General features: G+C 51.9%; 34 protein-coding genes. 3 read left to right on the top strand and 31 right to left on the bottom strand.

Annotated elements, in window-relative coordinates; translation table 11 throughout:
* Window positions 1-16: 16 nt before the first annotated feature.
* From rlmC to AC3ISQ_RS13990, 9 genes are all read right to left on the bottom strand, one after another.
* Window positions 17-1144 (bottom strand): 23S rRNA (uracil(747)-C(5))-methyltransferase RlmC, encoded by a 1128-nt coding sequence (gene rlmC / locus AC3ISQ_RS13950; protein ID WP_489347385.1) that lies wholly within the window; start codon window positions 1142-1144, stop codon window positions 17-19.
* A gap of 60 nt (window positions 1145-1204) precedes the next feature.
* Entirely contained in the window at window positions 1205-1651 is a 447-nt protein-coding gene (locus AC3ISQ_RS13955; RefSeq protein ID WP_489347386.1) for a YbjO family protein, read from the bottom strand.
* A gap of 98 nt (window positions 1652-1749) precedes the next feature.
* The gene (gene potI / locus AC3ISQ_RS13960; RefSeq protein WP_489347388.1) at window positions 1750-2595 is read right to left on the bottom strand and encodes a putrescine ABC transporter permease PotI; all 846 of its coding nucleotides are present in this window, start codon (window positions 2593-2595) and stop codon (window positions 1750-1752) included.
* Complete coding sequence (potH, locus tag AC3ISQ_RS13965) at window positions 2592-3551, bottom strand: putrescine ABC transporter permease PotH (RefSeq protein ID WP_489347390.1); 960 nt, start codon at window positions 3549-3551, stop codon at window positions 2592-2594. Before potH ends, potI begins: the two co-directional genes overlap by 4 nt.
* Before the next feature lie 17 nt (window positions 3552-3568).
* Window positions 3569-4702, bottom strand: a complete 1134-nt coding sequence (gene potG, locus AC3ISQ_RS13970; RefSeq protein ID WP_489347392.1) for a putrescine ABC transporter ATP-binding subunit PotG — start codon at window positions 4700-4702, stop codon at window positions 3569-3571.
* A gap of 134 nt (window positions 4703-4836) precedes the next feature.
* Window positions 4837-5946 carry a spermidine/putrescine ABC transporter substrate-binding protein PotF gene (gene potF, locus AC3ISQ_RS13975; RefSeq protein ID WP_489347393.1) on the bottom strand — a complete coding sequence of 370 codons (1110 nt, stop codon included), beginning with the start codon at window positions 5944-5946 and terminating at the stop codon, window positions 4837-4839.
* A 397-nt stretch (window positions 5947-6343) separates the two neighbouring features.
* The gene (locus AC3ISQ_RS13980; protein ID WP_489347395.1) at window positions 6344-6823 is read right to left on the bottom strand and encodes a type III secretion system chaperone family protein; all 480 of its coding nucleotides are present in this window, start codon (window positions 6821-6823) and stop codon (window positions 6344-6346) included.
* A gap of 270 nt (window positions 6824-7093) precedes the next feature.
* Complete coding sequence (gene rimK / locus AC3ISQ_RS13985) at window positions 7094-7996, bottom strand: 30S ribosomal protein S6--L-glutamate ligase (RefSeq protein ID WP_489347397.1); 903 nt, start codon at window positions 7994-7996, stop codon at window positions 7094-7096.
* 177 nt (window positions 7997-8173) lie between these two features.
* The gene (locus AC3ISQ_RS13990) at window positions 8174-8476 is read right to left on the bottom strand and encodes a YbjC family protein (protein WP_489347399.1); all 303 of its coding nucleotides are present in this window, start codon (window positions 8474-8476) and stop codon (window positions 8174-8176) included.
* Window positions 8477-8699: 223 nt separating this feature from the next.
* Between AC3ISQ_RS13990 and AC3ISQ_RS13995 the strand changes: the two genes are divergently transcribed.
* Window positions 8700-8963 (top strand): GrxA family glutaredoxin, encoded by a 264-nt coding sequence (locus AC3ISQ_RS13995; protein ID WP_489347401.1) that lies wholly within the window; start codon window positions 8700-8702, stop codon window positions 8961-8963.
* Between the two features lie 65 nt (window positions 8964-9028).
* Here the strand turns inward: AC3ISQ_RS13995 and AC3ISQ_RS14000 are convergent, their stop codons facing one another.
* The gene (locus tag AC3ISQ_RS14000) at window positions 9029-9409 is read right to left on the bottom strand and encodes an inner membrane protein YbjM (protein ID WP_489347403.1); all 381 of its coding nucleotides are present in this window, start codon (window positions 9407-9409) and stop codon (window positions 9029-9031) included.
* 310 nt (window positions 9410-9719) lie between these two features.
* Between AC3ISQ_RS14000 and AC3ISQ_RS14005 the strand changes: the two genes are divergently transcribed.
* A complete protein-coding gene (locus tag AC3ISQ_RS14005; RefSeq protein WP_489347405.1) occupies window positions 9720-11408 on the top strand; it encodes an aspartate:alanine antiporter in 1689 nt (562 codons plus the stop codon).
* 317 nt (window positions 11409-11725) lie between these two features.
* On the opposite strand, the gene AC3ISQ_RS14010 is transcribed toward AC3ISQ_RS14005, so the two are convergent.
* The 14 genes from AC3ISQ_RS14010 to AC3ISQ_RS14075 all read right to left on the bottom strand — a co-directional run bounded on the left by AC3ISQ_RS14010 (window position 11726) and on the right by AC3ISQ_RS14075 (window position 22991).
* The gene (locus AC3ISQ_RS14010; protein WP_489347407.1) at window positions 11726-11941 is read right to left on the bottom strand and encodes an ogr/Delta-like zinc finger family protein; all 216 of its coding nucleotides are present in this window, start codon (window positions 11939-11941) and stop codon (window positions 11726-11728) included.
* Between the two features lie 69 nt (window positions 11942-12010).
* Window positions 12011-13111 (bottom strand): phage late control D family protein, encoded by a 1101-nt coding sequence (locus AC3ISQ_RS14015; protein ID WP_489347409.1) that lies wholly within the window; start codon window positions 13109-13111, stop codon window positions 12011-12013.
* Window positions 13108-13572: a phage tail protein gene (locus tag AC3ISQ_RS14020; RefSeq protein ID WP_489347410.1), complete on the bottom strand. Its 465-nt coding sequence runs from the start codon at window positions 13570-13572 to the stop codon at window positions 13108-13110. The genes AC3ISQ_RS14015 and AC3ISQ_RS14020 overlap by 4 nt, the downstream gene beginning before the upstream one ends.
* Entirely contained in the window at window positions 13572-16250 is a 2679-nt protein-coding gene (locus tag AC3ISQ_RS14025; RefSeq protein ID WP_489347412.1) for a phage tail tape measure protein, read from the bottom strand. The genes AC3ISQ_RS14020 and AC3ISQ_RS14025 overlap by 1 nt, the downstream gene beginning before the upstream one ends.
* Window positions 16243-16362: a GpE family phage tail protein gene (locus AC3ISQ_RS14030; protein ID WP_489347414.1), complete on the bottom strand. Its 120-nt coding sequence runs from the start codon at window positions 16360-16362 to the stop codon at window positions 16243-16245. The genes AC3ISQ_RS14025 and AC3ISQ_RS14030 overlap by 8 nt, the downstream gene beginning before the upstream one ends.
* 14 nt (window positions 16363-16376) lie before the next feature.
* Window positions 16377-16727 (bottom strand): phage tail assembly protein, encoded by a 351-nt coding sequence (locus AC3ISQ_RS14035; protein ID WP_489347416.1) that lies wholly within the window; start codon window positions 16725-16727, stop codon window positions 16377-16379.
* 54 nt (window positions 16728-16781) lie between these two features.
* The gene (locus tag AC3ISQ_RS14040; RefSeq protein WP_489347418.1) at window positions 16782-17297 is read right to left on the bottom strand and encodes a phage major tail tube protein; all 516 of its coding nucleotides are present in this window, start codon (window positions 17295-17297) and stop codon (window positions 16782-16784) included.
* Between the two features lie 12 nt (window positions 17298-17309).
* Window positions 17310-18482 carry a phage tail sheath protein gene (locus tag AC3ISQ_RS14045; RefSeq protein ID WP_489347420.1) on the bottom strand — a complete coding sequence of 391 codons (1173 nt, stop codon included), beginning with the start codon at window positions 18480-18482 and terminating at the stop codon, window positions 17310-17312.
* A gap of 107 nt (window positions 18483-18589) precedes the next feature.
* Complete coding sequence (locus tag AC3ISQ_RS14050) at window positions 18590-19039, bottom strand: tail fiber assembly protein (RefSeq protein WP_489347422.1); 450 nt, start codon at window positions 19037-19039, stop codon at window positions 18590-18592.
* Between the two features lies 1 nt (window position 19040).
* Complete coding sequence (locus tag AC3ISQ_RS14055; protein WP_489347424.1) at window positions 19041-20579, bottom strand: phage tail protein; 1539 nt, start codon at window positions 20577-20579, stop codon at window positions 19041-19043.
* Window positions 20569-21186, bottom strand: coding sequence for a phage tail protein I (locus AC3ISQ_RS14060; protein ID WP_489347426.1), 618 nt, complete (start codon window positions 21184-21186; stop codon window positions 20569-20571). The genes AC3ISQ_RS14055 and AC3ISQ_RS14060 overlap by 11 nt, the downstream gene beginning before the upstream one ends.
* The gene (locus AC3ISQ_RS14065; RefSeq protein WP_489347428.1) at window positions 21179-22087 is read right to left on the bottom strand and encodes a baseplate assembly protein; all 909 of its coding nucleotides are present in this window, start codon (window positions 22085-22087) and stop codon (window positions 21179-21181) included. The genes AC3ISQ_RS14060 and AC3ISQ_RS14065 overlap by 8 nt, the downstream gene beginning before the upstream one ends.
* Window positions 22087-22434, bottom strand: a complete 348-nt coding sequence (locus AC3ISQ_RS14070) for a GPW/gp25 family protein (protein WP_489347429.1) — start codon at window positions 22432-22434, stop codon at window positions 22087-22089. The genes AC3ISQ_RS14065 and AC3ISQ_RS14070 overlap by 1 nt, the downstream gene beginning before the upstream one ends.
* Window positions 22431-22991, bottom strand: coding sequence for a phage baseplate assembly protein V (locus AC3ISQ_RS14075; protein ID WP_489347431.1), 561 nt, complete (start codon window positions 22989-22991; stop codon window positions 22431-22433). The genes AC3ISQ_RS14070 and AC3ISQ_RS14075 overlap by 4 nt, the downstream gene beginning before the upstream one ends.
* A gap of 114 nt (window positions 22992-23105) precedes the next feature.
* On the opposite strand from AC3ISQ_RS14075, the gene AC3ISQ_RS14080 reads away from it, so the two are divergent.
* Entirely contained in the window at window positions 23106-23720 is a 615-nt protein-coding gene (locus AC3ISQ_RS14080) for a hypothetical protein (protein WP_489347433.1), read from the top strand.
* A gap of 7 nt (window positions 23721-23727) precedes the next feature.
* Here AC3ISQ_RS14080 and AC3ISQ_RS14085 read toward each other — a convergent pair whose 3' ends face one another.
* Genes AC3ISQ_RS14085 through AC3ISQ_RS14115 form a run of 7 tightly spaced genes read right to left on the bottom strand, consistent with a single transcriptional unit; the run spans window position 23728 to window position 26232 of the window.
* Window positions 23728-24189: a phage virion morphogenesis protein gene (locus AC3ISQ_RS14085; RefSeq protein ID WP_489347435.1), complete on the bottom strand. Its 462-nt coding sequence runs from the start codon at window positions 24187-24189 to the stop codon at window positions 23728-23730.
* Window positions 24186-24614, bottom strand: coding sequence for a phage tail protein (locus AC3ISQ_RS14090; RefSeq protein WP_489347436.1), 429 nt, complete (start codon window positions 24612-24614; stop codon window positions 24186-24188). Before AC3ISQ_RS14090 ends, AC3ISQ_RS14085 begins: the two co-directional genes overlap by 4 nt.
* On the bottom strand, window positions 24577-24840 hold the full coding sequence (lysC, locus tag AC3ISQ_RS14095; RefSeq protein WP_489353297.1) for an Rz1-like lysis system protein LysC: 264 nt from the start codon (window positions 24838-24840) through the stop codon (window positions 24577-24579). Before lysC ends, AC3ISQ_RS14090 begins: the two co-directional genes overlap by 38 nt.
* Entirely contained in the window at window positions 24725-25126 is a 402-nt protein-coding gene (gene lysB / locus AC3ISQ_RS14100; RefSeq protein ID WP_489347438.1) for an Rz-like lysis system protein LysB, read from the bottom strand. Before lysB ends, lysC begins: the two co-directional genes overlap by 116 nt.
* Entirely contained in the window at window positions 25114-25524 is a 411-nt protein-coding gene (locus AC3ISQ_RS14105) for a DNZ54_00345 family protein (protein ID WP_489347440.1), read from the bottom strand. The genes lysB and AC3ISQ_RS14105 overlap by 13 nt, the downstream gene beginning before the upstream one ends.
* Complete coding sequence (locus AC3ISQ_RS14110) at window positions 25521-26036, bottom strand: lysozyme (RefSeq protein WP_489347442.1); 516 nt, start codon at window positions 26034-26036, stop codon at window positions 25521-25523. Before AC3ISQ_RS14110 ends, AC3ISQ_RS14105 begins: the two co-directional genes overlap by 4 nt.
* The gene (locus tag AC3ISQ_RS14115; protein ID WP_489347443.1) at window positions 26017-26232 is read right to left on the bottom strand and encodes an HP1 family phage holin; all 216 of its coding nucleotides are present in this window, start codon (window positions 26230-26232) and stop codon (window positions 26017-26019) included. The genes AC3ISQ_RS14110 and AC3ISQ_RS14115 overlap by 20 nt, the downstream gene beginning before the upstream one ends.

Here is a 26232-nt window from a genome sequence, read left to right on the forward strand (position 1 = left end):
ATTATAACCTATCCATTTAATTCCGCACCAACAACGTCAGCACTTCATAATGCGCAGTATGTGGGAACATATCAAACAGTTGCACTCGCTCAATGCGATAATCCGGCAACAGGGCGATGTCTTTCGCCATCGTCTCAGCGTTACAGCTTGAATAGAGAATATAACCCGGCGCCATCTGGTTCAGATAATCACAGAGTTGTTTGCCAATACCGCGTCGCGGCGGATTGACCAACACCAATTGTGGCACGCTGCCTTCGGCGGTAGCAAAACGGGTGGAATCCAGCGCCTGAAAATCAACCTGTTGTAATCCTAACGCTGTCGCAGACTGGCGAGCACAGGCGATAGCTTCCGCACTGATTTCGATACCGGTCAAACGCGTCTGCGGCCCGGCACAATGCAGGCCAAAACCGCCCACACCGCAGAACAGATCCCACATACTGTCTATATTCAGGGCTCGAACCCAATCGCGCGCAGTCGCATACAAGCTAGCGGCCACCTGCGGATTAGTTTGGAAGAAGCTTTGTGGGCGAATGTACAACGGCACCAAATTAAACTGCTCTTCCAGCGCCTGTTGCTCCGTCAGCGGGATCTCGCGCTCCCCTTCCATAATCGCCATATGTACCGGCTGGATGTTGGCGGAAATCACTTTCAATTGCGGTAACTGCTGGCGTAACCACGGCAATGCGGCTCGCAGTTGCGCTAATTTGGTTTCAGATCGCAGCACAAAACGCAGCATCAATCCGCCGCTATGGGTGCTTTCGATCAACAGAAGGTATTTCAATTCACCACGTTTACGCGCCACGTTGTACGGCGTCAGCCCAGCGCGAGCGATAAAGCTTTTCAATACGCTAAATATCGGCGCAAAACTGGCGGGATAAAGCGGACAATCGCAGAGATCAACCGGAGTGCCATCTCGGTGCAACATGCCCAGCAATGGACGTTCGACACTCCCACTCACCACCATTTTTGCTTTGTTGCGAAATGCGCTTTGCATCCCGGCAATCGGCTCCAGCCATTGCGCAACGTCACGCTCGGCTAACAGTGATTGCAGATGATGCTGTTTGTCAGACAGTTGTTGTGGATACGGTTTTTCCAACCACTGACAGGAACGACAGGTGCCAGCCGTATATAAAGCGCAATGCATGAATTTTCTTCGTCTCACAATTTAAGGCCGCAGATTGTAGCACTCTGCACCGTTAAAAACTCAGTTCGCGGCGAAAAACCGACGGCTGACATTGGGGACAAATAACAATATCAGAATCACCAAGTCGGGTATTTTTTGCAGGATCAGCGCGTGTAGAATTTGGCTACTGGTTTCACCCTCAACGGTAAATACCTCAGGGAATACGCTACCAATAGTCGCCAATAGCAAATACAGCACCACCACCGTCTGACAAGCGAGATAACCCCAGCGCCCCCAATTACGACCACGCATCACCGCAAAACCACAGTAAATTTGCAAGCTAATCACGACAATACCCGCTAAAAAGATCAAGGTAGAGTCCCAAGCCTGTGCGCTAGTACTGACAAACTCTTTGGTACCCGAAAAGCCCAGTACCCCCAACAACATCAATAGGCTGAGGCATTTGATCGCTACGATGGCGATAGCTGCAATCATTACCGGAACCGGCACGTCCGACGGTGACTTCATGATTCCCTGCCTGCTCTTCAATGGGTACAAACAGCAAAACGCCGCGGGTGAGGCGGCGTTTTGACAACCTAATGCAAAAATAGCAGTTTTAAACGCAATCAGCCACGGGCGGCTTTTTGTAATTCGCGCGATCGCTGTTTTTCCGAGCGAGCCATAAACCACCAAGCAATCAAACCGATAACCCCCACCACTAGCAAGATTAAACTCGCTAAAGCGTTAATCTCTGGGTTAACGCCCATACGCACGCTGGAGAATACCAACATCGGTAACGTCGTCGCCCCCGGCCCCGCGACGAAGCTGGCGATCACCAAATCATCGAGCGACAACGTGAATGCCAACATCCAACCCGAGATTAACGCCGGTGCGATCATCGGTAACGTGATCACAAAGAAGACTTTTAGTGGTGTCGCCCCGAGATCCAACGCCGCTTCCTCGATCGAACGATCCAGCTCGCGCAAACGTGAACTGATCACTACCGCCACATAAGCCGTACAGAAAGTGACGTGCGCCAACCAAATGGTGAACATGCCGCGTTCCGAAGGCCAACCCAAAGTGTGCCCCATCGCCACAAACAGCAACAGTAACGACAAACCGGTGATCACATCCGGCATAACGAGCGGCGCAGTCAACATAAAGGCAAAACCTGTCGAGCCACGGAAACGGCCAAAGCGCACCATCACCATGGCAGCAATCGCCCCTAATACCACCGCGGCCGTGGCTGAAGCGGCAGCAATAGTTAGGCTTAAACCTACCGCACTGATCATCGCCGAATCATGGAACAATTCGGTATACCAACGTGTTGACCAACCCGCCCACACCGTCACCAGCTTCGAGCTGTTGAACGAGTAGATCACCAGCATCAACATTGGCGCGTACAGGAAGGTAAAACCCAACACCAAAATCAAGATACGCCACGGTGAGCGCACTATCGGTAAGTTGTTCATCCTTTCCCCCCCATTTCCTTGTTCTGATGTTTATGGAACCAGAGAATCGGCACAATCAGCAGTAACAGCATAATGGTCGCGACCGCCGAGGCCACCGGCCAGTCACGGTTATTGAAGAACTCTTGCCACAACACGCGACCGATCATGATGCTATCCGGCCCGCCAAGCAGTTCTGGGATCACAAACTCACCGACAGCAGGAATAAACACCAACATCGAACCGGCGATAATTCCGCCTTTGGTCAGTGGCACAATCACGTGGAAGAAGGTTTTCAACGGTTTAGCACCGAGATCCAACGCCGCTTCCACCAGCGAGTAATCCAGCCGCGTCAGTGCGGTATAAATTGGCAAAACCATAAACGGCAAATAGGAATAAACAATGCCGATATATACCGCCAAATTGGTGTGCAAGATCACCAACGGCTGGTCGATAACCCCTAGCCACAGCAGGAAGTTGTTCAAAATACCGTTGTTTTTCAAGATCCCCATCCAGGCGTAAACGCGGATCAGGAACGAAGTCCACGAAGGTAAAATCACCAACAACAGCAAGATATTACGCGTAGAAGGTTTACTGTGCGCCACCGCCCACGCCAACGGATAACCGATGATCAAGCAGCACAGTGTCGATACCGCAGCGATTTGCAGCGACTGCAAATAAGCATCGATATAGAGTGGATCGTCGGTCAATTGTAGGTAATTGGCGAAATTCAGCGCAATTTCCAACTTGCCGTCGGCCCAACTCATCAGATCGGTATAAGGTGGGATCGCGCGCGCCATCTCCGCCAAACTGATCTTGAATACGATCAGGAACGGCAGCATAAACAACAGCACTAACCATAGATACGGTAGTGCGATCACCAGTTTGCGCCCATGCGCCATTTGTAGGCGTTGGAATAGTCGTTTTAACGAACTGGAAGTCGGTGGTTCCGGCGGAGTGCGCTCTGAAAACATAGTCATGTTCGATACTCCTCAGCTTACACCGTCAAAACGACGCAACTGTCGGCTTCCCAACATAAGCGAACTTCATCGCCCCAAGTTGGCATCCCTTTGCGGTAACGATGACCGTTCTGCAATTGCGCACAGATAACTTGACCACTCAGCAACTTCACGTGATAGATCGACAAATCACCGAGGTAAGCAATGTTCGCCACTTCTCCGACGGCAAAGTTGCAGCCATCGTTAGGCACTTCGTCACACAACATGATTTTTTCTGGCCGCAGCGCGACCTGGATCGGTACGCCGTCAACGACCGAGGCATCGGGATCTACCTTGATTGAATGGCGCAAACCGGGGCTTTGCAGGATCAATGCCTCATCGTGACGCTCTTGCAGCACGCAGTCGAATACGTTGACCGAACCGATAAACTCAGCGCTAAAACGGCTATTCGGATGTTCGTAGATCTCTTCCGGTTCACCAATCTGCACGAATTTGCCGCGGTTCATGATGGCAATACGTCCCGCCATGGTCATCGCTTCTTCCTGGTCGTGCGTCACCATCACACAGGTCACACCGACGCGTTCCAGAATATCTACCACTTCCAGTTGCATACGGTCGCGTAACTTTTTGTCCAGCGCCCCCATCGGTTCATCCAACAACAATAATTTTGGGCGTTTAGCCAAGCTACGCGCCAATGCCACACGTTGACGCTGCCCACCAGAGAGCTGATGCGGTTTACGTTTGGCATATTCTCCCATATGCACCAGAGACAGCATTTCGGCCACACGCTCGTTAATTTCGGCACGCGGCATTTTGTCTTGTTTGAGGCCAAAAGCGATGTTCTGTTCCACCGTCATGTGCGGAAACAACGCGTAAGACTGGAACATCATATTAATTGGCCGCTGATACGGCGGCACATGCGACATATCCTGACCATCGAGGACAATTTGCCCTGCGCTTGGCGGTTCAAATCCTGCCAGCATGCGCAATAACGTTGATTTACCGCAACCGGAAGGCCCCAGCAACGCAAAAATCTCACCTTTGTAGATAGTCAGACTGACGTCTTCTACCGCGTTTTGACCATCAAAGGATTTAGTCAGGTTACGAATTTCCAACAGAGGGGTGAAAACCTTCTGTGATTTGGCTTGAGGACGAGGAGTGACGTCGTTCAATCGGGGTGCTCTCCGGTGCTAAAGCAGTACAAAACCACAGCAGATTACCATGGCCCAAAATGGCAGTGCTGGCGAGTGAAAATAACTCGCCTGCTATTAGGATGTTCGCGAGATTAGGGTTTATCCCTTAATCTTTATTTCCCACTTTTAACCTTAGTCCAAGAACGGGTAATGATGCGGTCAAGTTTCGGTGACTGCACATTCAGAGCAAATAATTTAGCGCGGATATCTGCGGGTGGATAAACATTCGGGTTGTTACGAACTTCGGCATTAACCAGTGGAGTCGCATCTTTCACCGCATTAGCGTAATACACGTGGTTACTGATGTCCGCCATCACGTCCGGTTTCAACAAGAAGTTCAGGAACTGGTAAGCGGCGTCTTTGTTTTTAGCATCCGCAGGGATAGCGAACATATCAAAGTATGCTAACGCCCCTTCTTTCGGGATCGCATAAGCGATATTGACACCATTTTTTGCGTCTTTAGCACGGCTAGCCGCTTGCATCACATCACCAGACCAGCCAATTGCCACGCAGATATCACCGTTCGCCAAGTCATTAATATATTGGGAGGAATGGAAATAACGGATATTTGGGCGCAACTTCAACAACAAGTCATTAGCTGCACCGGTATAGTCCGCTGCGCTAGTGCTGTTGGGATCTTTGCCCAAATAGTGCAACACGGTGGCATAGACCTCACTAGGAGCATCTAAGAACGACACACCACAACTCTTCAGTTTTTCCAAATTCTCTGGTTTGAGGATCAGATCCCAACTGTCGACTGGCGCATCTTTACCCAGAGCGGCTTTCACTTTGTCGACGTTATAACCGATACCCGTAGTGACCATCATGTAAGGAATGCCGTACTTGTTGTCTTTATCGTTGTGAGCGACCAGTTTCAGCATTTCGGGATCGAGATTTTTGTAGTTCGGTATTTTGCCCTTATCAAGAGCTTCAAAAATACCAGCCTGCGACTGACGTTCAAGGAAGTTAGATGAAGGTACCACGAGATCATAACCGGTACTGCCCGCCATTAGTTTGCCTTCCAATACTTCATTGGAGTCAAAGACGTCGTACACTACTTTGATGCCGGTTTCTTTCTGGAATTTGGCTAAGGTATCTGGCGCAATATAGTCAGACCAGTTATAGACGTGCAGCGTTTTTTGTTCTGCTGACACGGTGACGGACGCAGCCATTAATAGGCCAGCAACAACACCCGATAACCACTTTTTACGTTGGGTGACCATCCGTAACTTCCTCCAAAAACAAAGGGGTGAAATTTGTATCAAAGATGATACAAAACCTTTCCTGATTGAGCGTAGACGTTGCAACCGCAATTGAATGGCTATGCATTTGATTGCAGGTGTCTTTTTCAACTGTCTGATCTGAGGTTACTACAAGGAAATTACAGACCGTTAACAGCATCAGCAGCATAACCGCAGTTACCAAAGCGCACCAGTCTTAGGGGGAAAAAACACCATTCATCGATTTTTTATGCAGTTTTTCTCTATGTACTACGCCATTAACGACGTAAATGGCGATTAATATCTGGCAACATAGGGCAAAATGCAGAATATATTATTGCGAAGGGAAATATGACTAGTGAACCGCCAAAACAGCGGCACACATAATGTACAACGAAGATTAGTGCAGCATGGGTAGACGAGGCGTGGTAGCGGTGTTCTCTTCTTCGTCTCCCATAAACAGCAGATCGTTCGCCCGAGCTTCCAGAATCACCATAGAAATCTGTTCTTCGCCTTGCTGCATAAAGTGAGCAAACTGTTCGAGCGCAACACCAACCGCAATACTCAACGACTGGCAAACAATCAGCTTCGGCAAGTTATCGTCTTGAATATCGACAAAGGCTTTGATGGTCAACGAACTGGCGTTGATTTGACTGAGATCGGCCACTAATGGGATCAGTGCAGTCGGTTTAACTTCAGCCAGTGCGGAAAACAGCAAGACGTCGTCAACCAGATCGATTTTGGCGTCAAACACGCCATCAAAATTCTGCATATGCGGTAAATGCAGGGCTTGGCAGGAATCACATTCAAAGAACGAAATGCCCAATTGATCCAGCCAACGTCGTAATAACGCCAAATCGGGGACGATGAGTGAATCCATAACATTACCTGCCTTACAATATCCAACACGCGAAAAGGCGCATAGCTTACGGAATATTCATCCGCTTCGCCACGATCAAACCGGCTTTATTCACGATCTTGTGCATATTTTCAGGTTATGGCGCAGTCATTTTCAGGTACTCACCCTAGCTGCTAAATCCACCAAGTTTCAGCGGATTCATATATTTGCCACTTAGTGGTAACGCAAAATCAACAACGCTGACGCTCCGTTCATAAACCAGAAAAAATCAGGTTACTCGTGACATTTTACTTAACCACCAGACTTCAGCCGGAATCCCGGACGCCCACACAGCTCGATATATTCGATCATCATTCCTGCAATATCCAACCCGGTGGTGGTTTCCACACCTTCTAAACCCGGCGAAGCATTGACTTCCATCACCAGCGGGCCACGTGCCGCACGCAAAATATCCACACCGGCGATATCTAAGCCCAATGCCGCCACCGCCTTTATCGCGATAGCACGCTCTTGGCCAGTGATATGCACTTTACGCGCTGTCCCTCCGCGATGCAGATTAGAGCGAAACTCACCGGCTTTAGCCTTACGTTCAATGGCGGCAACCACTCGCCCACCGATCACCAGACAGCGAATATCACAACCTTGCGCTTCGCGAATGTATTCCTGCACCAGAATATGGGCGTTCAGCCCTCGAAAAGCATCGATCACACTTTCTGCCGCCTGCCTTGTTTCCGCCAACACCACACCAATACCCTGCGTTCCTTCCACCAGCTTGACCACTAACGGTGCGCCGCCCACCAGCTCGATCAAATCACCGGTATCATCCGGAGAATGGGCAAAACCCGTGATCGGTAGATCAATACCTTGGCGGGCTAGCAACTGCAACGAACGCAACTTATCGCGCGCGCGGGTAATGGCGACCGATTCATTCAGCGGAAAACTGCCCAGCAACTCGAATTGCCGCAGCACTGCGGTGCCGTAAAAAGTCATCGAAGAGCCGATGCGTGGGATCACCGCATCGTAACGATCCAATTGACGTCCACGATAATGAATCGTCGGGGCTGCCGGATTAATATTCATATAGCAAGAAAGTGGATCGATAATATCAATGTAGTGACCACGTTCCTCCGCAGCTTCCCGCAAGCGTTTACACGAGTACAACGAACCGTCACGCGAAAGAATGGCAATTTTCACATATCACCTCAAAAAGGCGGCTGGACGCGCACAGAACCTAATCCAGTAGGCGTTATTGGCGCAGACAGTTTGGACACAGACAGCGCGGAAAAACCAGAACGTACACGAAGTACGTGAGGATTTTGAGCACTGCCCTGGTTCAAAATGGCAAGTAAAATAGCCTAATGGAATAGGTTCTCAGTCGTGTCGATCTTGGTTATTTCTATCTTCCGGTTTTGCATCGCGCCGATCGTTTTCTGGCGGTTGGCCACCACGCATCAACGGGCTAAAACCTTGCGCCACACGCCAGACCAGAAATGCCGCTGCGGGTACCATCAAGGCGACCCCAAGGAAAATCATCCCGACCGCCGCCTGTTGCGAAGCCAACCAACCCGGCAAATCGACATAACGGTGAATACTCAGATAAGCCAGCACTAATAGCAGCATCCCTAAGCCTTCCATCACCAGTACTGGGCGCGGTAAGTCACCGAATGAACGCATATTTTCCCCTCACACCTTATGATGTCCATAATGCAATGACATAATGTTAATCGGTAATGTGAATCAGATTAACAGGCAAATCCTACTTTTTTTTACGACTTCATACGGGCATAGTAGACGACAACTAACGCCAGTGAGCGCTGACTTGAAGTCCTTTCCTGACTGACAGTATGTCGTAACCACAGCGGTACCGTATTTGCATAACAAATCCAAGGAGTTATACATGTTTGCAGTAATTTTCGGGCGTCCGGGCTGTCCATATTGTGTCCGTGCTAAAGAGCTAGCAGAGAAATTGACTGAAGAACGCGATGATTTCAACTTCCGTTATGTTGATATCCACGCTGAAGGGATCACCAAAGCCGATCTGGAAAAAACCGTCGGCAAACCGGTTGAAACCGTGCCACAGATCTTTATCGATCAGAACCACATTGGTGGTTGCACTGATTTTGAAGCTTACGCGAAAGAAAATCTGGCTCTGTTCCAGTAATTCTTAGTGTAAGAAATGGAAGGTGTACTGTTTTAATGACAGTACGCCTTTTTTATTCTTCTCGTTTACGGTAAACGCATTGTTGTAAATGCGCGGAATATCGAACGGACGAACAGAAACAACATGGCACCAAACACACACCAGAACACGGCGCTGGTGGTATAAGCCAGTTCCTGCCAAAACGAATTAGACGGAGTTAGCCAGAAATGGCGAAGGATCAAACACAAGGGCACGGCGGCTAACGCGCCAAATAAAGGACATAAAATACGTTTTTTACTGGAAAAATAGCTGGCAACAAAACCAGGAATGACAAATAACAACAAGCCGGTTTCACCATGATGTTCATGGTCGGATGCGTTTAATGTTCCACCCTTTTGACCGAAAAATACCAAGCTGAATAGTAGGAAACAACTCACAATTCCTAGCCAATATCGATGACTCTTCATAAGCCCTCCTTTTTAGTCAAAAACAACCAATAAAGTCGTAAAAATCAGCCCGTCACCTCAATGGTGAACGTTATGCTGAACTTTTCCCGTGGCTAAAAAAGAGTTAATTACATAAAGCGGTGAAGGTTAATCGCTTTATGCTGGCTGTCATCCGTGAGAGCGTCTAGAATAAGCGCCGTTAAACGATAATTCGTATCGCCTTTCGCTGATTAGCTAGTGATATCGTTTTTATCCATATATTCTGTGGGTAAATTTATATCTTATATCCATCCATATCAAGCACTTACTGGTAAACAATAAGTTATCTTCCGTGAACATAAACGTCGCTAGTTTGTTAAACGGTAACTACATTCTGTTACTGTTCGTGGTACTCGCTCTGGGGTTATGCCTCGGAAAACTTCGCTTGGGTTCCGTACAACTCGGTAATTCCATTGGTGTTTTGGTGGTTTCCTTGTTGCTCGGCCAACAACACTTCGCCATTAACACCGAAGCACTCAGCCTCGGCTTTATGCTGTTTATTTTCTGCGTGGGCGTCGAGGCCGGACCTAACTTTTTCTCAATATTCTTCCGCGATGGTAAGAATTATTTAATGTTGGCGCTGGTGATGGTCGGCTCGGCGATGGTGATCGCCATCGGGCTTGGCAAACTATTCCGTTGGGATATCGGCCTCACCGCCGGTATGTTGGCAGGTTCGATGACCTCCACCCCAGTGCTGGTCGGCGCAGGCGATACCTTACGTAATACCATCACTAATGGTCCCGCATTACTGGCGGCACAAGATCATCTCAGCTTGGGTTATGCCCTGACCTACCTGATTGGTTTGGTCAGTCTGATTTTCGGTGCACGTTATCTACCTAAACTGCAACATCAAGATCTCTCGACCTCCGCCCAACAGATCGCCCGTGAGCGCGGTCTGGATGCCGATAGCCAACGTAAAATCTACCTGCCGGTTATCCGCGCCTATCGCGTCGGGCCGGAGCTGGTCGCTTGGGCCGATGGAAAGAATCTGCGCGAGTTGGGGATTTATCGTCAGACCGGTTGCTATATCGAGCGTATTCGCCGTAATGGCATTCTGGCTAATCCAGATGGCGACGCGGTGTTACAGGTGGGCGATGAGATCTCCTTGGTGGGTTATCCTGACGCTCATGCACGGCTTGATCCGAGCTTCCGTAACGGTAAAGAAGTGTTCGATCGCGATCTGCTGGACATGCGCATCGTTACCGAAGAGATCGTGGTCAAAAACAGTAATGCGGTTGGCAAACGCCTGAGCCAATTGAAACTGACCGACCACGGTTGCTTCCTCAACCGCGTGATCCGCAGCCAAATTGAAATGCCTATCGACGACAGCATCGTGCTGAATAAAGGCGATGTGTTGCAGGTCAGTGGCGATGCGCGTCGCGTGAAAAGTGTGGCAGAAAAGATCGGCTTTATTTCGATCCACAGCCAAGTGACCGATCTGCTGGCATTCTGCGCCTTCTTTATTATCGGTCTGCTGATTGGGCAAATTACCATTCAGTTCAGCAACTTCTCATTTGGTATCGGTAACGCCGCAGGTTTATTGATGTCTGGCATCATGCTCGGCTTCCTGCGTGCCAACCACCCGACCTTCGGTTACATTCCGCAAGGTGCGCTGAACATGGTGAAAGAGTTCGGCCTGATGGTGTTTATGGCGGGCGTTGGCCTGAGTGCCGGAGCAGGTATCGGTCATAGTTTGGGTGCTGTAGGCTGGCAAATGTTGGTTGCCGGGTTGATCGTCAGCTTGGTGCCGGTGGTAATCTGTTTCCTCTTCGGTGCATACATTCTGCGAATGAACCGAGCACTGCTGTTTGGTGCGATTATGGGCGCACGTACCTGCGCCCCCGCGATGGAAATTATCAGTGACACCGCGCGTAGCAACATTCCAGCACTAGGTTATGCCGGTACCTATGCTATCGCTAACGTATTGTTAACCTTAGCGGGTTCGCTCATCGTCGTGCTATGGCCAGGAATACTGGGGTAACTGATAAACAATATAAATGGGTTCACGGAAAAATATTTTAGAAAATTTTAGCTTTCGGTAGAACTTTCCGTTCGAGCTAGAGTCTGAATTAGTGCCACTGCTTTTCTTTGATGTCCCCATTTTGTGGAGCCCGATAGTCCCGCCTCTTTAGGTTCAAGATTATCGGGTTTTTTATTGCCTGCAATAAAATCCCTTTAGATACAGTGAATTAGAAAACACCACCTAAGCCAATGGCGACAAAGTGGCGACAGCGCGCCATTCACCGCCATTTGGGCACAAAAAAGCCGCCAATCGGCGGCGGCGTTACATAAGGTTCGTTAAAACGACAAACTAGATTGCTTACCTTTCGCATGTACCTGCGCTTCTATCACTTTCCCCGGCACCATGATCGATCGCACAAAGGTTTCATGCGTGATAAACGTATGACCACAATTGATGTTCGTGCACTGGTTATAACGTTCTTTGGTTTCACTGGTGACAATAAAACTGCTGCGGGTATGTGCTGCACATCCACACAACGGACAATTCATCATGATAACTTACCTCCCACAGAGTTCGATATTGAGAACATTATAAACAAAAAGTATTCATAAAGGCATTACTCATTCCATTTCCAGATCTTCAATTTTCACTTCTAATTCAATCGCCGTGGTGTAACCGCCATCGTTCAGCGAATGCGTGACCGTGGTTAACAACCAGTCCGCTGCGTCAATCTCCGCTTTGAACCCTTGCACCCGGACCGGCATTTCTGGATACAACTCCGCACGGCCACGCGCCAGTTGAATTGAGAATGTTGCCACACCGCGCTGTAACTTTTGCCATGCTGCTTTGGCTGCCCGTTCGGCGTTCCCTTTGTTGGCGTAGGTATGCCCCAGCACTAACACATTGCCTTCGGCCCCCATCAGGTAATCGCCCTGCTTGGCTTCCGGCTCTTTGGGCTTCGCTTTAGGTTTGGCTTTGCGCTTACGTTTAACGGCCACCTGCTCTTTCTTCTTTGGCTCCCGTGTATTTAGCCAACTGGCGGTCACGCCGGTATAGGCTCCGCGATCGGCCAATCCAAATCGGTGTTGGTCGCCGTCGCTGCGGGTGATCGCTACTTTGGGGATCGCGCTCCCGCTGGCGGTCCTTCCCTGCCCCTGCTGGATAAATAGCAGTTTGCCCCCTTTCACCGAAGCCACCGCGCCTTCCTGCTTCGCCAGTCGGTTTAAAAAGCTGCCGTCAGATTCATTGGTCTGATCGATATGGGGGATTTTTACCTTTGCCATGTCGCTATCCAGCGCCACTTCTAACTGGTTGCGCTTGGCAATGGTGGTCACAATATCGTCCAGCGTTTTGTCGTGATAGGACGCTTCCCGCTGGATGTTCAATGTATCGCGAAAGTCCGCACTGCGTGCCCGCAGCGTCAGCTTGTCCGGTGCGCCGGAATGCTCCACTTCATCCACCACAAAGCGCCCTTTCGGCGTCAGCGCCTTACCCTTCCAACCCAATGCCAACGTTAACCCCACACCACGGCGCGGTAAAGCCAGCGCCCCGTCGCTATCGTCCAGTTCAATATCCAGTTGGTCGGCTTCAAAGCCGCGATTGTCGGTCAGCGTTAACGACATCAGCCGCTTTTCAATATTGGCCGTGATGTCTTTGCCGTCCATCATCAGGCTGAACGCGGGTGCATTGTCCTGCCCACTCACCCATTCTGCACCGATCATGACAGCACCCCACTCAAGGCACTACCTGCTTGGTCTTTCATCTGATTAAGCTGTTCACTCAAATCACCAAACATTTCAGACAGCGATTCATCCACCCGTTTTAGCGTGATAGTGAATTCAATCTGGCGCGCCGCACCGTCGCTGAAAAACACCTTTTTAGTTTGGTTGATGCTTTCGATCACAAACATGCCGTAAATAATGCCCGCCCCGTCTAGCAGGGACCACGCCTTACCGGTTTCCGCCATTGTCTCCAACATTTGCATCGAGAGCCGTCCACCGGTCAGCGTCGGGAAAAGCTGCCCGGTCAAGGTAATGGTGTCGCTATCTGGCCCCAAGAACTGCGACGACGGACGCCGCCCGATTCGGCTGTTTGCCGCATGACGCCACGCTTTTTGCAGTTGCAACTCTTGATAAGGGACGGTTTTCAACATGAACACGAACAACCCCAGTGACAGCATCATCAGAACACCTCCCTATCACCAAACTGACTACGCGCCCGCGCCTGTTGCTTACGATCGCGCTCATCCATCGCTTGCATCACCATACGCGCAATGTCTTGCGGGGACTGGCTCGGCGTAGCGTGAATATGGATCTCGGTATGATTGGTGGGACCGGTGGCGACATTTCCCGCATTGACTGCCATCATCGGCGTCACCCGGTATTCTGCCGCTGGCAAGCTAAACGGATGCATCGGTGCGGCAGCCGCAGGAACAGCGATATTCATGCCCAGAGCAGCAACTGCCGCCAGCATCGCCGTTTGTTTCCGGCTGGTCACACGGGCGGGACCGTTGATCACTTCCGGGCCATATTCCCCCACAATGCCAAATTGCCCGGCTGGGATCGTGCCACCACTGTCGAACATTCCGGCATAGCCCAATCCTGACGGGCTAGGGATCGGCGTTCCTCTGGCACCCAGCACCGGCCCCTGAGTCTTATCGGCTTTCATCCAGTCCGGCAGGTAGCTGGATAGCGACGTGAGTTTGGCCTTGAGGGCTTCCCATTTTTCGTTAATGCCTGCCAGCAGGCTGTCAATCATGTTGCGGCCAGCCTCCACAAACTGTGCAGGCAGTGCTCGGACACCCGCGCCAATCTCCGCCCATTTGGTAGCGATAAACTGCGAGATCCCGTCCCACGTTTCACGGGTCCATTGGGTAATGCTGGCCCACAATGCCTTTATCTTCGGTCCCAGTGTGTCCCAGTTCTGCCAGATATAAATCGCCGCTGCCGCAATCCCAGCCAGCAGCGCCATCAACGGATTAGCTAACAACGCGCGCCCCAGCCACAACACCGCCGTGCCGACAAAGCGGATGACTTTCGCCAGCCCGCCCAACAAGCCAATCAAACTGGGTAACTTCACCCCCATCATCGCAAAGGACAGCCGCATAATTGCCATCGGCCCCAGAATCGCAGCCAGTGCGATACCCGCAGCACCAAACACCGCCAGCAGGACCGATACGCCAGCCGCCGTCTTGATAAAGGCACCGGCCAGCCGTGGATTTTCTTCCACAAACCGGCGAAACGCACCAGTGGCACGTTTGGCGAGGTCGATCACCGCCATCAGTGGATCGCGCAGCGTTTCACCGAGGGAAGAAAAGGTATTGTCCACCCCGGTTTTCAGCAGTTGATATTGCGAGGACAGGGAGTTTTTATCGATGTCGGATTCACGCTGCATGGAGCCTTTAGCCCCGGCTTTCTGAGTCAGCGCCAACTGCCGCATAAACTCATCAATGTTAAGACCCAGCTTCTGCGCATCGTCGCCAAACTCTTTACCGAACAACTGTGTCATGACGCTCAGTTGTTTCTCTTTCGACAATCCCTTGATACGCCCCAGCACGTCCTGAATGGTTGCCACCGCGTTATTGGCAATGCCTTTTTCCAGCTTGTTGGCGTTCAGCCCCAGTGCATTCATCCCCTCAATAAAGCGTTTGCCTTGCATGGACGCGATCCCCAATTCACGCACCATCGCCTTGCTGGCTGTTGCCGCTACTTCCGGTGCGGCACCGAGTGAAAGAAAAGTAGAACCGAGCGCCGCTGCCTGTTTGTAATTCATCTTGTCGGCAATATCGCCCATACGCTGCATCACGTTGATGATGTCCGCCCCTTTGGACTGGGCGTTATCGTCCAGATAGTTGAGCGTGTCGCCCAGCTCTTCCAGATTGCTAATAGGGATTTTGTACAGAAAGGCGATTTTTCCGAGATCTTCCGCCAACTGATCGGCGGGCATTTCAAAGGCCTTGGCCGCTTTGGCTGATACGGCGGCGAAGTTCAGCAGGTCTTTTTTCTGTTTGGCCCACGGATCACTGTCGTTGGTCACGCCCATGCGTGCGCCACCTTCTACCAGTGCCGCAATATCTGCCGCGCCGTTCGCCATCGGCAGCGTCTCGCTCAGGCGCTGGATGTCTTTTTGTAATTCGTAATATCGGTTGGTGCGTCCGCCCTTATCGTCCAGCAGCGCGTTAACCTGCTTGGCGACGCCTTTCATCGCGTCTTCTATACGGCTATAGCTTTTCACCGCACCGAGGATCGGCGCGCCCATCGCAACGCCTGCCGCCGTGGTGGTCGCTCCCGCACCGGCAACACGGTTGCGCAATTCCAACGTTCTGCCGTATTGGGCTTTGGCCGCCGTCAGCTTACGTTGCTGTTCACCGGCGCGTTTCAGCTTGCTCTCTTGCTCGGTCAGTTGCCGGTTGTATTTAGCCGTTTCGCGGCTAATCCGAGCGGTGGCTGATGCGCCATCGTTAACAGAAATCCCCATGAGGTAAAGTTCGCCGCGCGTTTTCCCCATCAGCACCAGTTCATCACGCTGCTTATTCTCCAGCTTACTGATGGCTCGCCATTGGTCCTCGATCGCCTTAGTTTGTTTCTTAGTCGGGGACTCCAACTGGGAAAACTCCAGCGTCATCATCTTAGCTTGGAGCCTTGCCTGCTCCAGCTCGCTACCCGTTTGCCTGACGCTTTTCGTCAGTGCATTAAACGACGTCAGTTTTTGGCTGGCTTGCTCCAGTCGTTTGAGTTCATCGCGGGATTTTTTCACGTCAGCGGCCAGCGATTGTGTGCTGGCCTGCGCACGTTTAAAAGGTTGGGTGAGTTTATCGACGGCATTGAGTACCACTTGCAGCCGTAAATTCTTGTCACTCATGTTGGGCACCACTGCGTTGGATGGCTCGGTGCCGCCACTCCAGCAACTCAGGCAGTGACATATCGTCAGTGACGGCAGGTGACCAGTGAAAAACGGTGGCAATGTCTGCCACCAAATCTTCCACCCTTAAGCTGTCGGGATATCGGACTTCACCCGATTCGGCAGCAAAAAAATTACTACCTCTGTGCTCAGGGCGATCAAGTCCGCCGGGTCTAACGTCAGCACCTCCGAACGGGTCAGCGCCGGTGTGGTGACACGCGGTAACACCAGCGTCATGTTGTCCACGTCCATTTCCATCAGCGCCTGCAAGCGGCAACCGCGCAGCGCACCAGACTGCGGTTTGCGCACCACAATCTGCGTGATGGTGGTGTTACCGCGTTGGATTGGCGTATCTAAATCCACGGTCTTTTCGGTCACTTCACCGTTGGCAATGTCTACCGTTACCGTCGGGGCGGCGTCTTTCTTTTTTGCTGTCATAGTGAGTCCTGTTTCATTCAAAAGACGCGGTCAGCACCGCGCTCAAAAGTGGAGTTACAAGCCGATAGCCGTGCGGTGTGCAGCAAGCAAATCAACCCCATCTACCCGTTCAATCATGTTGATAGTGTCAATCTCGATTAGCTCTTCGCCGTTGATGGTCAGCTTGTAGTAGGTCGGTGAGAAACTCACTTTGGTAGTCGAGCTGTCACCCTGCTTGGATTCACCGCCATCGATTTCTTTATGACGACCACGCACCACCACTTCTACCGCCTGCACCTCAGCGGAATCGTCACGCTGGATAGAACCGGTAAAACGCAGCATCACGCCGTCCGCCTTTGCCTTGCCCCATTGTTTGAACAACAACACTTCGGTGCCGCCCAGCGTAAACTCACACTCCAGCGCCCCATCGTCCAACCCCAGATCGATGTCCGCAGCACCATTCATGCCTCCGCCACGATACTTCTCAAACTTGCGGGTTAACTTCGGCAACGTGAAGGATTCAGCAATGCCCATCCAGTTATTGCCGTCGTTGAACATATTCAGGTATTTAAACTTGCGAGGTAATGCCATTGGTTGTTCCTCTTAGCCCTTAACCTGAGATGCAAAATCCATCAGGTACGAGTCAGTGATTCGCTGGCGTAACATCAGGTTTTCCAGCGGCGGGACGGGAGTGTAGTCGTAGTCCAGCAACAGCTTGCCCGCCTTCAAGGTGTCTTTAGTGTTGGCTTTATCATCCAGCCAGCAGCGACCGCCGAGCAGATAGCCACCGGACACCATTTCACGCAACTTGGCGTTGATACCTTCGATCAGATCGCGCACTAGTGATGGCGTTAACGACTTGTCGATGGCCCACATATGTGCCTCGGCCATCGTGTCAGCCAACACCTGCGCGGTGCGGGTGTAACACTCAAAGGCAAACAGCGGATCGTCCGAGCAGCAACGGGAACCCCAAAAACGAAAGCCGTCTTTGCGGATCAACGTGGTAATGGCGTTTTTATTCAATAAACCGGCATCGGTTGCGGAGTCTTGTAAGTCCCAGAACACATCAGCAGACAAACCGGTGACACCATTCACACCAACGTTGGATAGGGATTTATGCCAACCGGTCTCTTGGTCAATTTTGGCGCGCAGTCCCAGCGCCCGCGCAGTGGCGAATGCAGTAGCATCGGCATTGGTCACGGTGTCCCAACTGATAAAATCAGGCCAGATCAACATCAGTTCGCGCTGGCTGAAATTCTCGCGATAGGCGATCACTTCTTCGGTAGTCCTACAACCGTAGGCACTGACATAGGCAAAAGCGCGCAGTTGCTGGGCAATCGCGGCCAGTTCAGAGGCTACAGCCTGCGTATCATGCCCCGGCACGCCAAGAATGCGCGGCTTAACGCCCAGTTGCGCCTGCGCGGCCAGTAACGCTTTCATGCCGGTTTTCTTACCCTCAGCGGTAACACCACCCACAATATTAGTGGTGGTCTCTGCCTCGGTATCGCCCTGCTCAACACGCACTACCACCACAACAGGCTTGCACTGGTCAGCAATCGCATCCAGTGATTGCGCCAAGGTGCCGGTGGTGCCCGCTTTGCCAATAGCGGTCAAGACGTCGGTAATGAGGATCGGTTTATTTAAGGGGAATGCGGTGTTATCCGCATCGTCAGCGGTGCAAACCATCCCAATGATGGCCGTGCTAACGGTGGTGATGGTGCGCGTGCCGTCGTTAATTTCTTGGACGCGCACGCCGTGGTGGTAATCGTCTGCCATGTAGCGGATCTCCTGTTCAGGTGTTCCGCTATGGTGAAAGAGGGAGAAAAAAGAATCATGCGGTGGGCATTGTGCCGAACCTGACACAATACCCACCTCACGCACGATCAGCGCAGGGGTAAATCTTCTGGTAGCGTCGGCCAATCAATATTCGACTCGCTGCCGGTATCCACCGCAGACAGCGCGTCTAAATAATCTAAACAGGCATTAAATTGCACTTTTTCAGCCTCAGACAGTCGACCTAGCGCCAATTTCGACGGCCACTGCTGCGAATTAATCACCTCATTGCATTCAACCATCAGTCGTTGTTGTTTCAACACCGCTTCAGCAATCCTCTCCTCCCTGTCCGGCGGGGGAATATCCATCCAACACGGCATATTATCCGGCCCTGCTCCCAGTAGCTTACCTTCCGGGGGAACGGAAAACGCCATAAAGGTTTCACTGCTCACATCGATCCCACAGGTTAAATCCCAGCCCGCCTGCTGATAGTCACCCGCCATATCTGAGGGGAAAAAACACAGGTCGGACGCAGACCAAATATAGGTGATGTTGTCCATATCAATATCCCATAGAAAAGAAAGAAGCACCCAACCCCGACGAGCTGGATCGTGAAACAAATTCCGTCTTTGAAGACGTGTACCCCGCGCAAGCGATATACCCAATAGCCCCGCTCCCTGCGGTATAGTCTTGTGCAGCAAACACGCGCAAACAGCGGTTAGGATAAGGCACAGGAAAACGCGTCGTCACATCACTCGCCGATGATGCGATAGATCCCCACTGCCAGATGACATAGCCCGTCGGGCTGGATGCGTCGGCAATCCGCTTGTAGCCCGAACCCAGATTCGAGCCAAAAAAACCAATATCAGGGATTTGACCATTGCCCGCTCCTACTGCGCGTTTTGCCGCTTCTTTTAGACCAAGATAAGCGTGCAACCCGGCAACATCTTTGCCGCTTAAATTGGTCAGCGTGGCGTTGAGCGGCTGCTTATTGGCTAACGCATTGGTGATGGTGGTGGCAAAGTTGGGATCGTTGCCGAGCGCATTCGCCAATTCTTTCAGAGTATCTAACGCACCGGGCGCGGCAGAAATCAGGCCGTTAATGGCAGCACGCACAAAAGCCGTAGTGGCGATCTGCGTATCATTCACGGTCTGCGCCGCCGTTGGCGCGGTTGGTTTCCCCGTCAGGACTGGATTTGCCAATGGCGCATAGGCAGTAACCAGCGCTTTCACAAAGGCCGTGGTCGCAATCTGCGTGGAATTATCTGTCTGCACCGGTGTGGGTGCCGTGGGTTTCCCCGTCAAGACAGGATTAGCCAACGGCGCATAGGCAGCAACCAGCGCTTTCACAAACGCCGTGGTCGCAATCTGCGTGGAATTGTCCGCCGCAATCGGTGTTGGCGCAGTGGGTTTCCCACTCAGGTTGGGACTCGCCAGCGGCGCATAGGCGGCAATCAAGGCTTTCACAAATTCGGTGGTCGCAATCAACGTGGAATTGTCCGTTGGTGCCGGTGTGGGTGCTTTAGGTGTGCCGGTGAAAATGGGTGACTTTTTAGGCGCATACTGAGTATGCGGATCGGCTGCTTTTACATGGTCTACCAGTAACTTATCGGCATACTGGCGAACCTCAATCACCGCGTCGTCCACATACTTACGGGTCGCCAGCACCACCGATGGATCGATTTTCAGCGATACCGACTCGGTGCTGCTGACAATCAGGATCACACGAATGGTCTGGGTGCGTCCGCTGCCTTCCTGCAACAGCGGTTTATAGGTCTCAGGGCAGTTGGCAATAGCGATTAACGCACCGTCTTTATCAAACAAGCCAATCTCCCGAATCCACCAACCGCCCTCGTTTTCGGGGATCACCTGTTCGTTGATAATCTGATTGGTGTTGAGCGGGTCAACCGTCAGCAGATTAATCGCCGCGCGGCGCTTTTCTCCTTTCAGCGCTACCTGCGCCGGGTCGGGAATAGGTAAGGCACCGCCACCATCACCAACGGCCATCTGGGTAATTTCCAACTGAGTTCCGAGCGCGGTGGCGTTCGCCAGCTTGGCCGCGCCCAAATGGGTCAACAGGGCAAAATATTTAGCTGCCATAACAAATCTCCAGCGAGTCAATCAGATGCACGGCGCTGCCGGTGTAGATGTCACCGCCAACGCTAATGCTTTCGGGTAAATAGGGATAAACGGTCAGGGTATCGCCCAGATAGCAGGCCGCGCCGACGGTCGCCGAACCTTGCACCTGCAAATTGATGGACATGCCGACCAAATGACGGCTGCACGGCTTCGCATCCGCAATCAGTCGCTCCAGCTCTTGATAAGTCTCTTCGGTGATGCCGGTTTCCTGCACGCCGATGTCCAACCGGAACGTGCCCGCCACCTCGTTGGTTTTCCACCATTCCACCACGCGGATGAGAAAGCCGAGCGGCTCCACCACCCGACGAATGGCGCTGATGGTGCCCTTGCGTTTGTGGATATAGAACGCATCGCGCACCACCTTCCGCTTGACCGCCTCCGGCCAGCGTTCATCCCAGCGGTCAACCGATCTAGCCCACGCCAGATAAGGCAAAAACCTGACCGGGCAGGTTTCTGGGTTCCACAAGTCGCGCAGTGGTACCTGCAAATCCCCGATCCCCTTACAGGTCTGCGCCAGTCGCCTTTCCAGCGCAGACGAACCGGACGGCAGCAGGCTCGGATCACTCATCCGCGCCCCCTAACGTCACCGTCCAGTCAGTGCAATAAGCGGCCTGCGTTTTATCCAGTACCACATCTTTAACGGGTTCGAGCAGTTCCACACGTTGCACGCCTTCCACATGCAGCGCAGCAAACAAGGCTGATAAACGAATATCACGCCCCAAACGGCGCTGGGCACTGATGTAGGCTTGTAAACGGGTTTGGGCGGCGGCCAGAATCGGCTCTGCTTCTGGCCCCGGATAGACGTACAGCACCGCATTGATACGATAAGAAACAATCTGCGCAGACTGCACCGTGACGCGATCGGCTACCGGGCGCACATTCTCATCATTTAGCGCAGTGTTCACCTTAGCCAATAAAGCCGCGTCTGCTTGCCCGTTCCCGGCACGTGCCAACACGGTGACGGTAACTTGGGCTGGTGATGGACTGATGGCCGTCGCATCTGCCACCCGCCCGTCGGCACTGATAGCATGAAACTCATAGGCTGCCGTAGGTCCCGCCACCGATAAACCTTCGAACGCCGCCGGGATACGAGCGCGCAAGTCAGCGTCTGCTTCCATCACCGCGTCAATCGGTGGCACGGCGTCCGTATTCCCCGGCGTCACCACCAAACGGGTCACGTCGTTATTGGCAGCCAACTGATCCAAATCGCTGCCCAAGGCATAAGCCACCATGACCGCCTGCGCCGCTTCATTAACTCGCTGGCGCAATAGCAACTCACGATAGGCATTCTCTTGCAGCAGCTTGACCACCGGTTCAGATTCCAACGCCAACGTGCGTGCCACTGCTGCTTGTTCTTCCGGTGGATACAACGAAATCAGGTGGGCTTTACGCTCAGCCAGCAGGGTTTCGAAGTCGGGGACTTCCACCACATCCGGGACCGGCAACTGCGATAAATCAACAGACGGCATTAGGCATTCCCTCCCAGTGGAATAGACAAACTGGCGGCGCGGCCATCGGTGCGCACGCCGGATAGATCCACGGTCATGACACCGTTGATATCTGATTTGATGTGAATCGACTGCAAACGAATACGCGGCTCCCAGCGGCTAATGGCGCTGTAACTGGCAGCCATCACCTGCAACCTGACTGCATCGTTCTGCGGCCAGTCGATTAGCTCCGGCAACAGCGAACCGTATTCACGCCGCACAATGCGGGAACCCACCGGCGTTAGCAAAATATCCCGTACCGATTGGCGCACATGTTCCAACTCGGTAATACGTGCGCCGGTGATTTGGTTCATGCCTAAATATTTCACTCTGGCCCTCCGGTTTTGCTGCCACCGCTCTGTACGCCGGTATGCACATGCCCATTCACCACCACCCCGTTGGACGACATCGCCCCACCGGTCTGGGTGACATTGCCTTGAATCACGGTGTCACCGGCGTTGATGGAAAGTTTTTTAGTGGCCAGCGACATGCTGTCCGCCGCGTTAATCGTCAGGCTTTTAATCCCGGCGATCGCAAGGTGACTGGTTTCAGGCTCGTACTCAAAACGCGCCCCATCGGGGAAGAGGATCACCAACGCTTCGTCAGAATCTGACGGCGGTGGATTATCGTTGGAATAAATCGCCGGCAGTGCAAAAGCGGTGGTCAGTTCCCCGCCGATGGCAAGCAGTAATACCTGCTCCCCCACAGAAGGTTTCCACCACGTGCGCGCCGTTCCCGCCCGCAGCGTCAGCCACGGGATCCAGTCTGTTTGATTTTTTCCGGTTGCCACACGGCACAGCCATTTATCTGCATCGACATCAGTAATGACGCCGACACGGATAAGGTTGCGCAGCAGGCGCAGGAATTCGGTGAGTTGAGTGTTCATGGGTTAAATTTCCCATGATGGGGAGGTATATTACACAGGGCTGCATTGTGTAGGTATTCACACAAAAACCGCCCCTAACATCAATACGAAGTCAGCAACGAATGGAGCTACATCATGAAGGAAACACTAGAGCTATTGAATATGGTAAAAAGTGGGATAGGAATTTCTTCAATCATTTTACTTCTACTTATTATATTTATAATCAAAAACTTCAATGACATTATTTCTTACACCAGAGATTTATACAGTTTAAAGAAAAGGAAGCTCAAAGAAATCACCAGTGACAACGGAGCCTGTATTCATACTAAGAAGTTGGCCAAGATAGAACTTAACGCCATTTATAACTATGAAATCACGGGCGTATCTTACTATAGCCTCAGAAAGCCTTTAGTTACGATTATACTTGAAAATGATTTACCTGCTCGTTACTTCAAACCATTCACCCCTTTTATTAGTATGACCCCAAAAGAAATACTAGTTAATGAAAGACAATATAAAATCACAAACGCAGTTCACGCTTGGATTGTTATTCCTTTCGTCACACTCATTTTACTTAGTATAAACGCTGCTGTTTTCATTAAGGCAGGAGTAAGCGTTGGATTCCCTTTTATTAACGTCACTTTAATTGTCCTTATGATTTTCTTCTTTCTAACAAAACCTCCATTCAAGAAACAATTTTCCGAGATGAAATCATACATAGATAAATATAATGAAAGGCTGCAAAATTAAATCATCTTTATTGTTTATCTGAAAGATGCTCAATCATGTTATCCCCGATCAACTCCACATCCGCGCTAGTCAATCCAATCAATTGACGTTGTGGATACCTCACCACCGGCCCGCGCTTTCCCAGTTTTTCGCGCAGGCCGTACTGGTGAGTAGCGGCGATCCGCTCAATACGACCATTGCTAAAATACACCTCCGCCCTATCCGGTGTGGCTTTGGTCTTGAGGTAACGCGCGGTGCGCAGTTTGGTAAACATCTTGCGGCTAACGCGCCCTTTCTTATCGCGCTTTTGTGGCTTGCGTGCCTCGTAGGTTGAACCATCGGGATTCTGCTGTTGTTGGATGCGCTTTTGCTGGGATTGACGCAGCGAGCGCGCCCATTGGTGGGTCAGCTTACGACGTTGGGCTGGGGTGAATTTCTCCAACAGTCCCACCATCCAGTCTTCCAACTGAATAAAATCACTGTCATTCATGCCCAGCCCCATTCGTCAGGATCGGCGGGTTTCGGTTCGCTGACTGCTTCCACCACCATCTTGCCGCTCACCTCTTTCACCACTACCCGTTCGGTCAGCTTGAGATCGATGCTGATGTCACTGGTGGTGTTGTTAAGAATATCCGCCTCAAAGGTAAAACCGCTTTCCCGCAGCTCGTCATTCGCCAACACATCCGGCTGATGTTCGTGCAACCATGCCAAAATCGGTGCCATCAGCAGGTTCTGGTCACCGGCAAAGTTCATCACGATCACATTGAGCGTATAGCGATACTCAAACGACAGCGATGCCGCCAGTGTGGATACCACGCTGCCGCTATCAATAAAGATATTCAGGCATTCCGGGTTATTGGCGATAAACGGCACGGACTTATTGAGCGCTTGCCGTAAAGAGTCGGGCTTTTTCATAGTTTCGTTCCTGACAGTCCACAATCATATCCACCTTGGCGGCGCAGTGCGCCCATGCCGCCTCGGCGGCGTCCCCATCCTCACGCAATTCACCGTTGGTCTTTGGCGCTCTAGCGGGCAGTTGGCAGCGCGTCACCGTCGGACAGGTAAGCGCGATAAGCGGCGGCACCGACGAGGGCGGGACGCTGTTGCAGCCGGATAATGTCAGCAGGCAAAGGAGTATCAGCCCAGCGTTTAAGTGCAACATTTTCATGGATGAGTCCTTTTATCTGTTTGTCTCGGCTCACCAGCGCCGCTTTCAGGGTGTCGGTGTTTTGCTGCAACCCCACCTGAAAACGGTCATTCGCTTCGGCCATCAAATTGATGGCGGTCAGTTGGCCGTTCTTGTCGGCCAGTGACTGCCTCAGTTGGGTGAGTTGCTGTTTTTGCAACGTGACCGTGGTCGTGGCGACATCCAGCCGCCACAACATCAACGCCAGCAGCCCCAGGCCAATCGGTACTAGCCAACGCATGGTTTGGTGTACTCCATCACCACAACCTTGGCGAACTTGACCAATACAATGGCGATGACATAGCACAAGGCCGTCACCATCCACCCGGCAAAGGACAGGCTCACCACGACCACTGCCGCCACAGCCAGAGAAACCTTGCGCTGTAATGGTGGAAGGGGTTTGCTGAATGCCGCTTTCAGCTTCGCAAGTGTGACGCGCTGACTTTCGTCGGGTAGCGACTGGGCCAGCAGTAAACTACCGAACGTTGACAGCCCAATGAAAACACCGAGCAGGATCAATATCCAAACCCACGTCACCGCCACGTTCATCACGCTGCCGTCAGGATTAAGCACCCCAAAGACCAGTAAAAACGCCAAAAACAGATTGATAACACAAGCTAAAACCGCTGATTTCTTCATGATGTCACTCCTTTCATACAGTGGGCCAGCTCCCGCGCGCGGCGGTTCTCCAGCCCCTTATTTTTAATACCGTTGACATAAACCCAGCGCGACAACTGCTGACAGGCGTGCCGCCAGTCCCGGCTGTTGATAAAGTTCGCCAGCGTGGAGCGACACGCCGCCCCAGTGCCGACGTTAAAAGCAAAACTGACCACCGCGTCATACACCGGTTGAGGCATCGGTACCGCCATGCAGCGATCGATCGCCTTTTCCGTGCGGGCAACATCGGCCACCAGATTTTCCGCTGCTTGTCGCGAGGTGATCGTGGTTTGGGATGTCACACCCGCCGTGTGACCAATACCGTTGGTCCAAACTCCGGCACTGCATTGGTACGGTGACAAGCGACACCCTTCGGCATCGGCAATCAGGCGCAGACCTTCGTCCGACACTTTCAGGTTCTGGGAACCGGATACCCATGCCACCATAGCCAGCACAGCACCGACGGCGCAGCGTTTAACGGTTGAGTTGTTCATAAACCTCCTGACTCAGTGCGTCGGTCTTCTCTTTGAAAAGCAAAAACGTCTTGCGCCGGTAGTACCAATTGACAAAGAAGGTGCCAAAACCCAGCACCGTGCCGGATAAAAAGGCCACATCCTGCACGCTCAACCCGCCCAGCCATGCCAAAAACACGGCGAGACAATAGGCAATAAACGTGGTGATTTTTTCCAT

Source organism: Serratia sp. KH_031, from assembly GCF_057839655.1.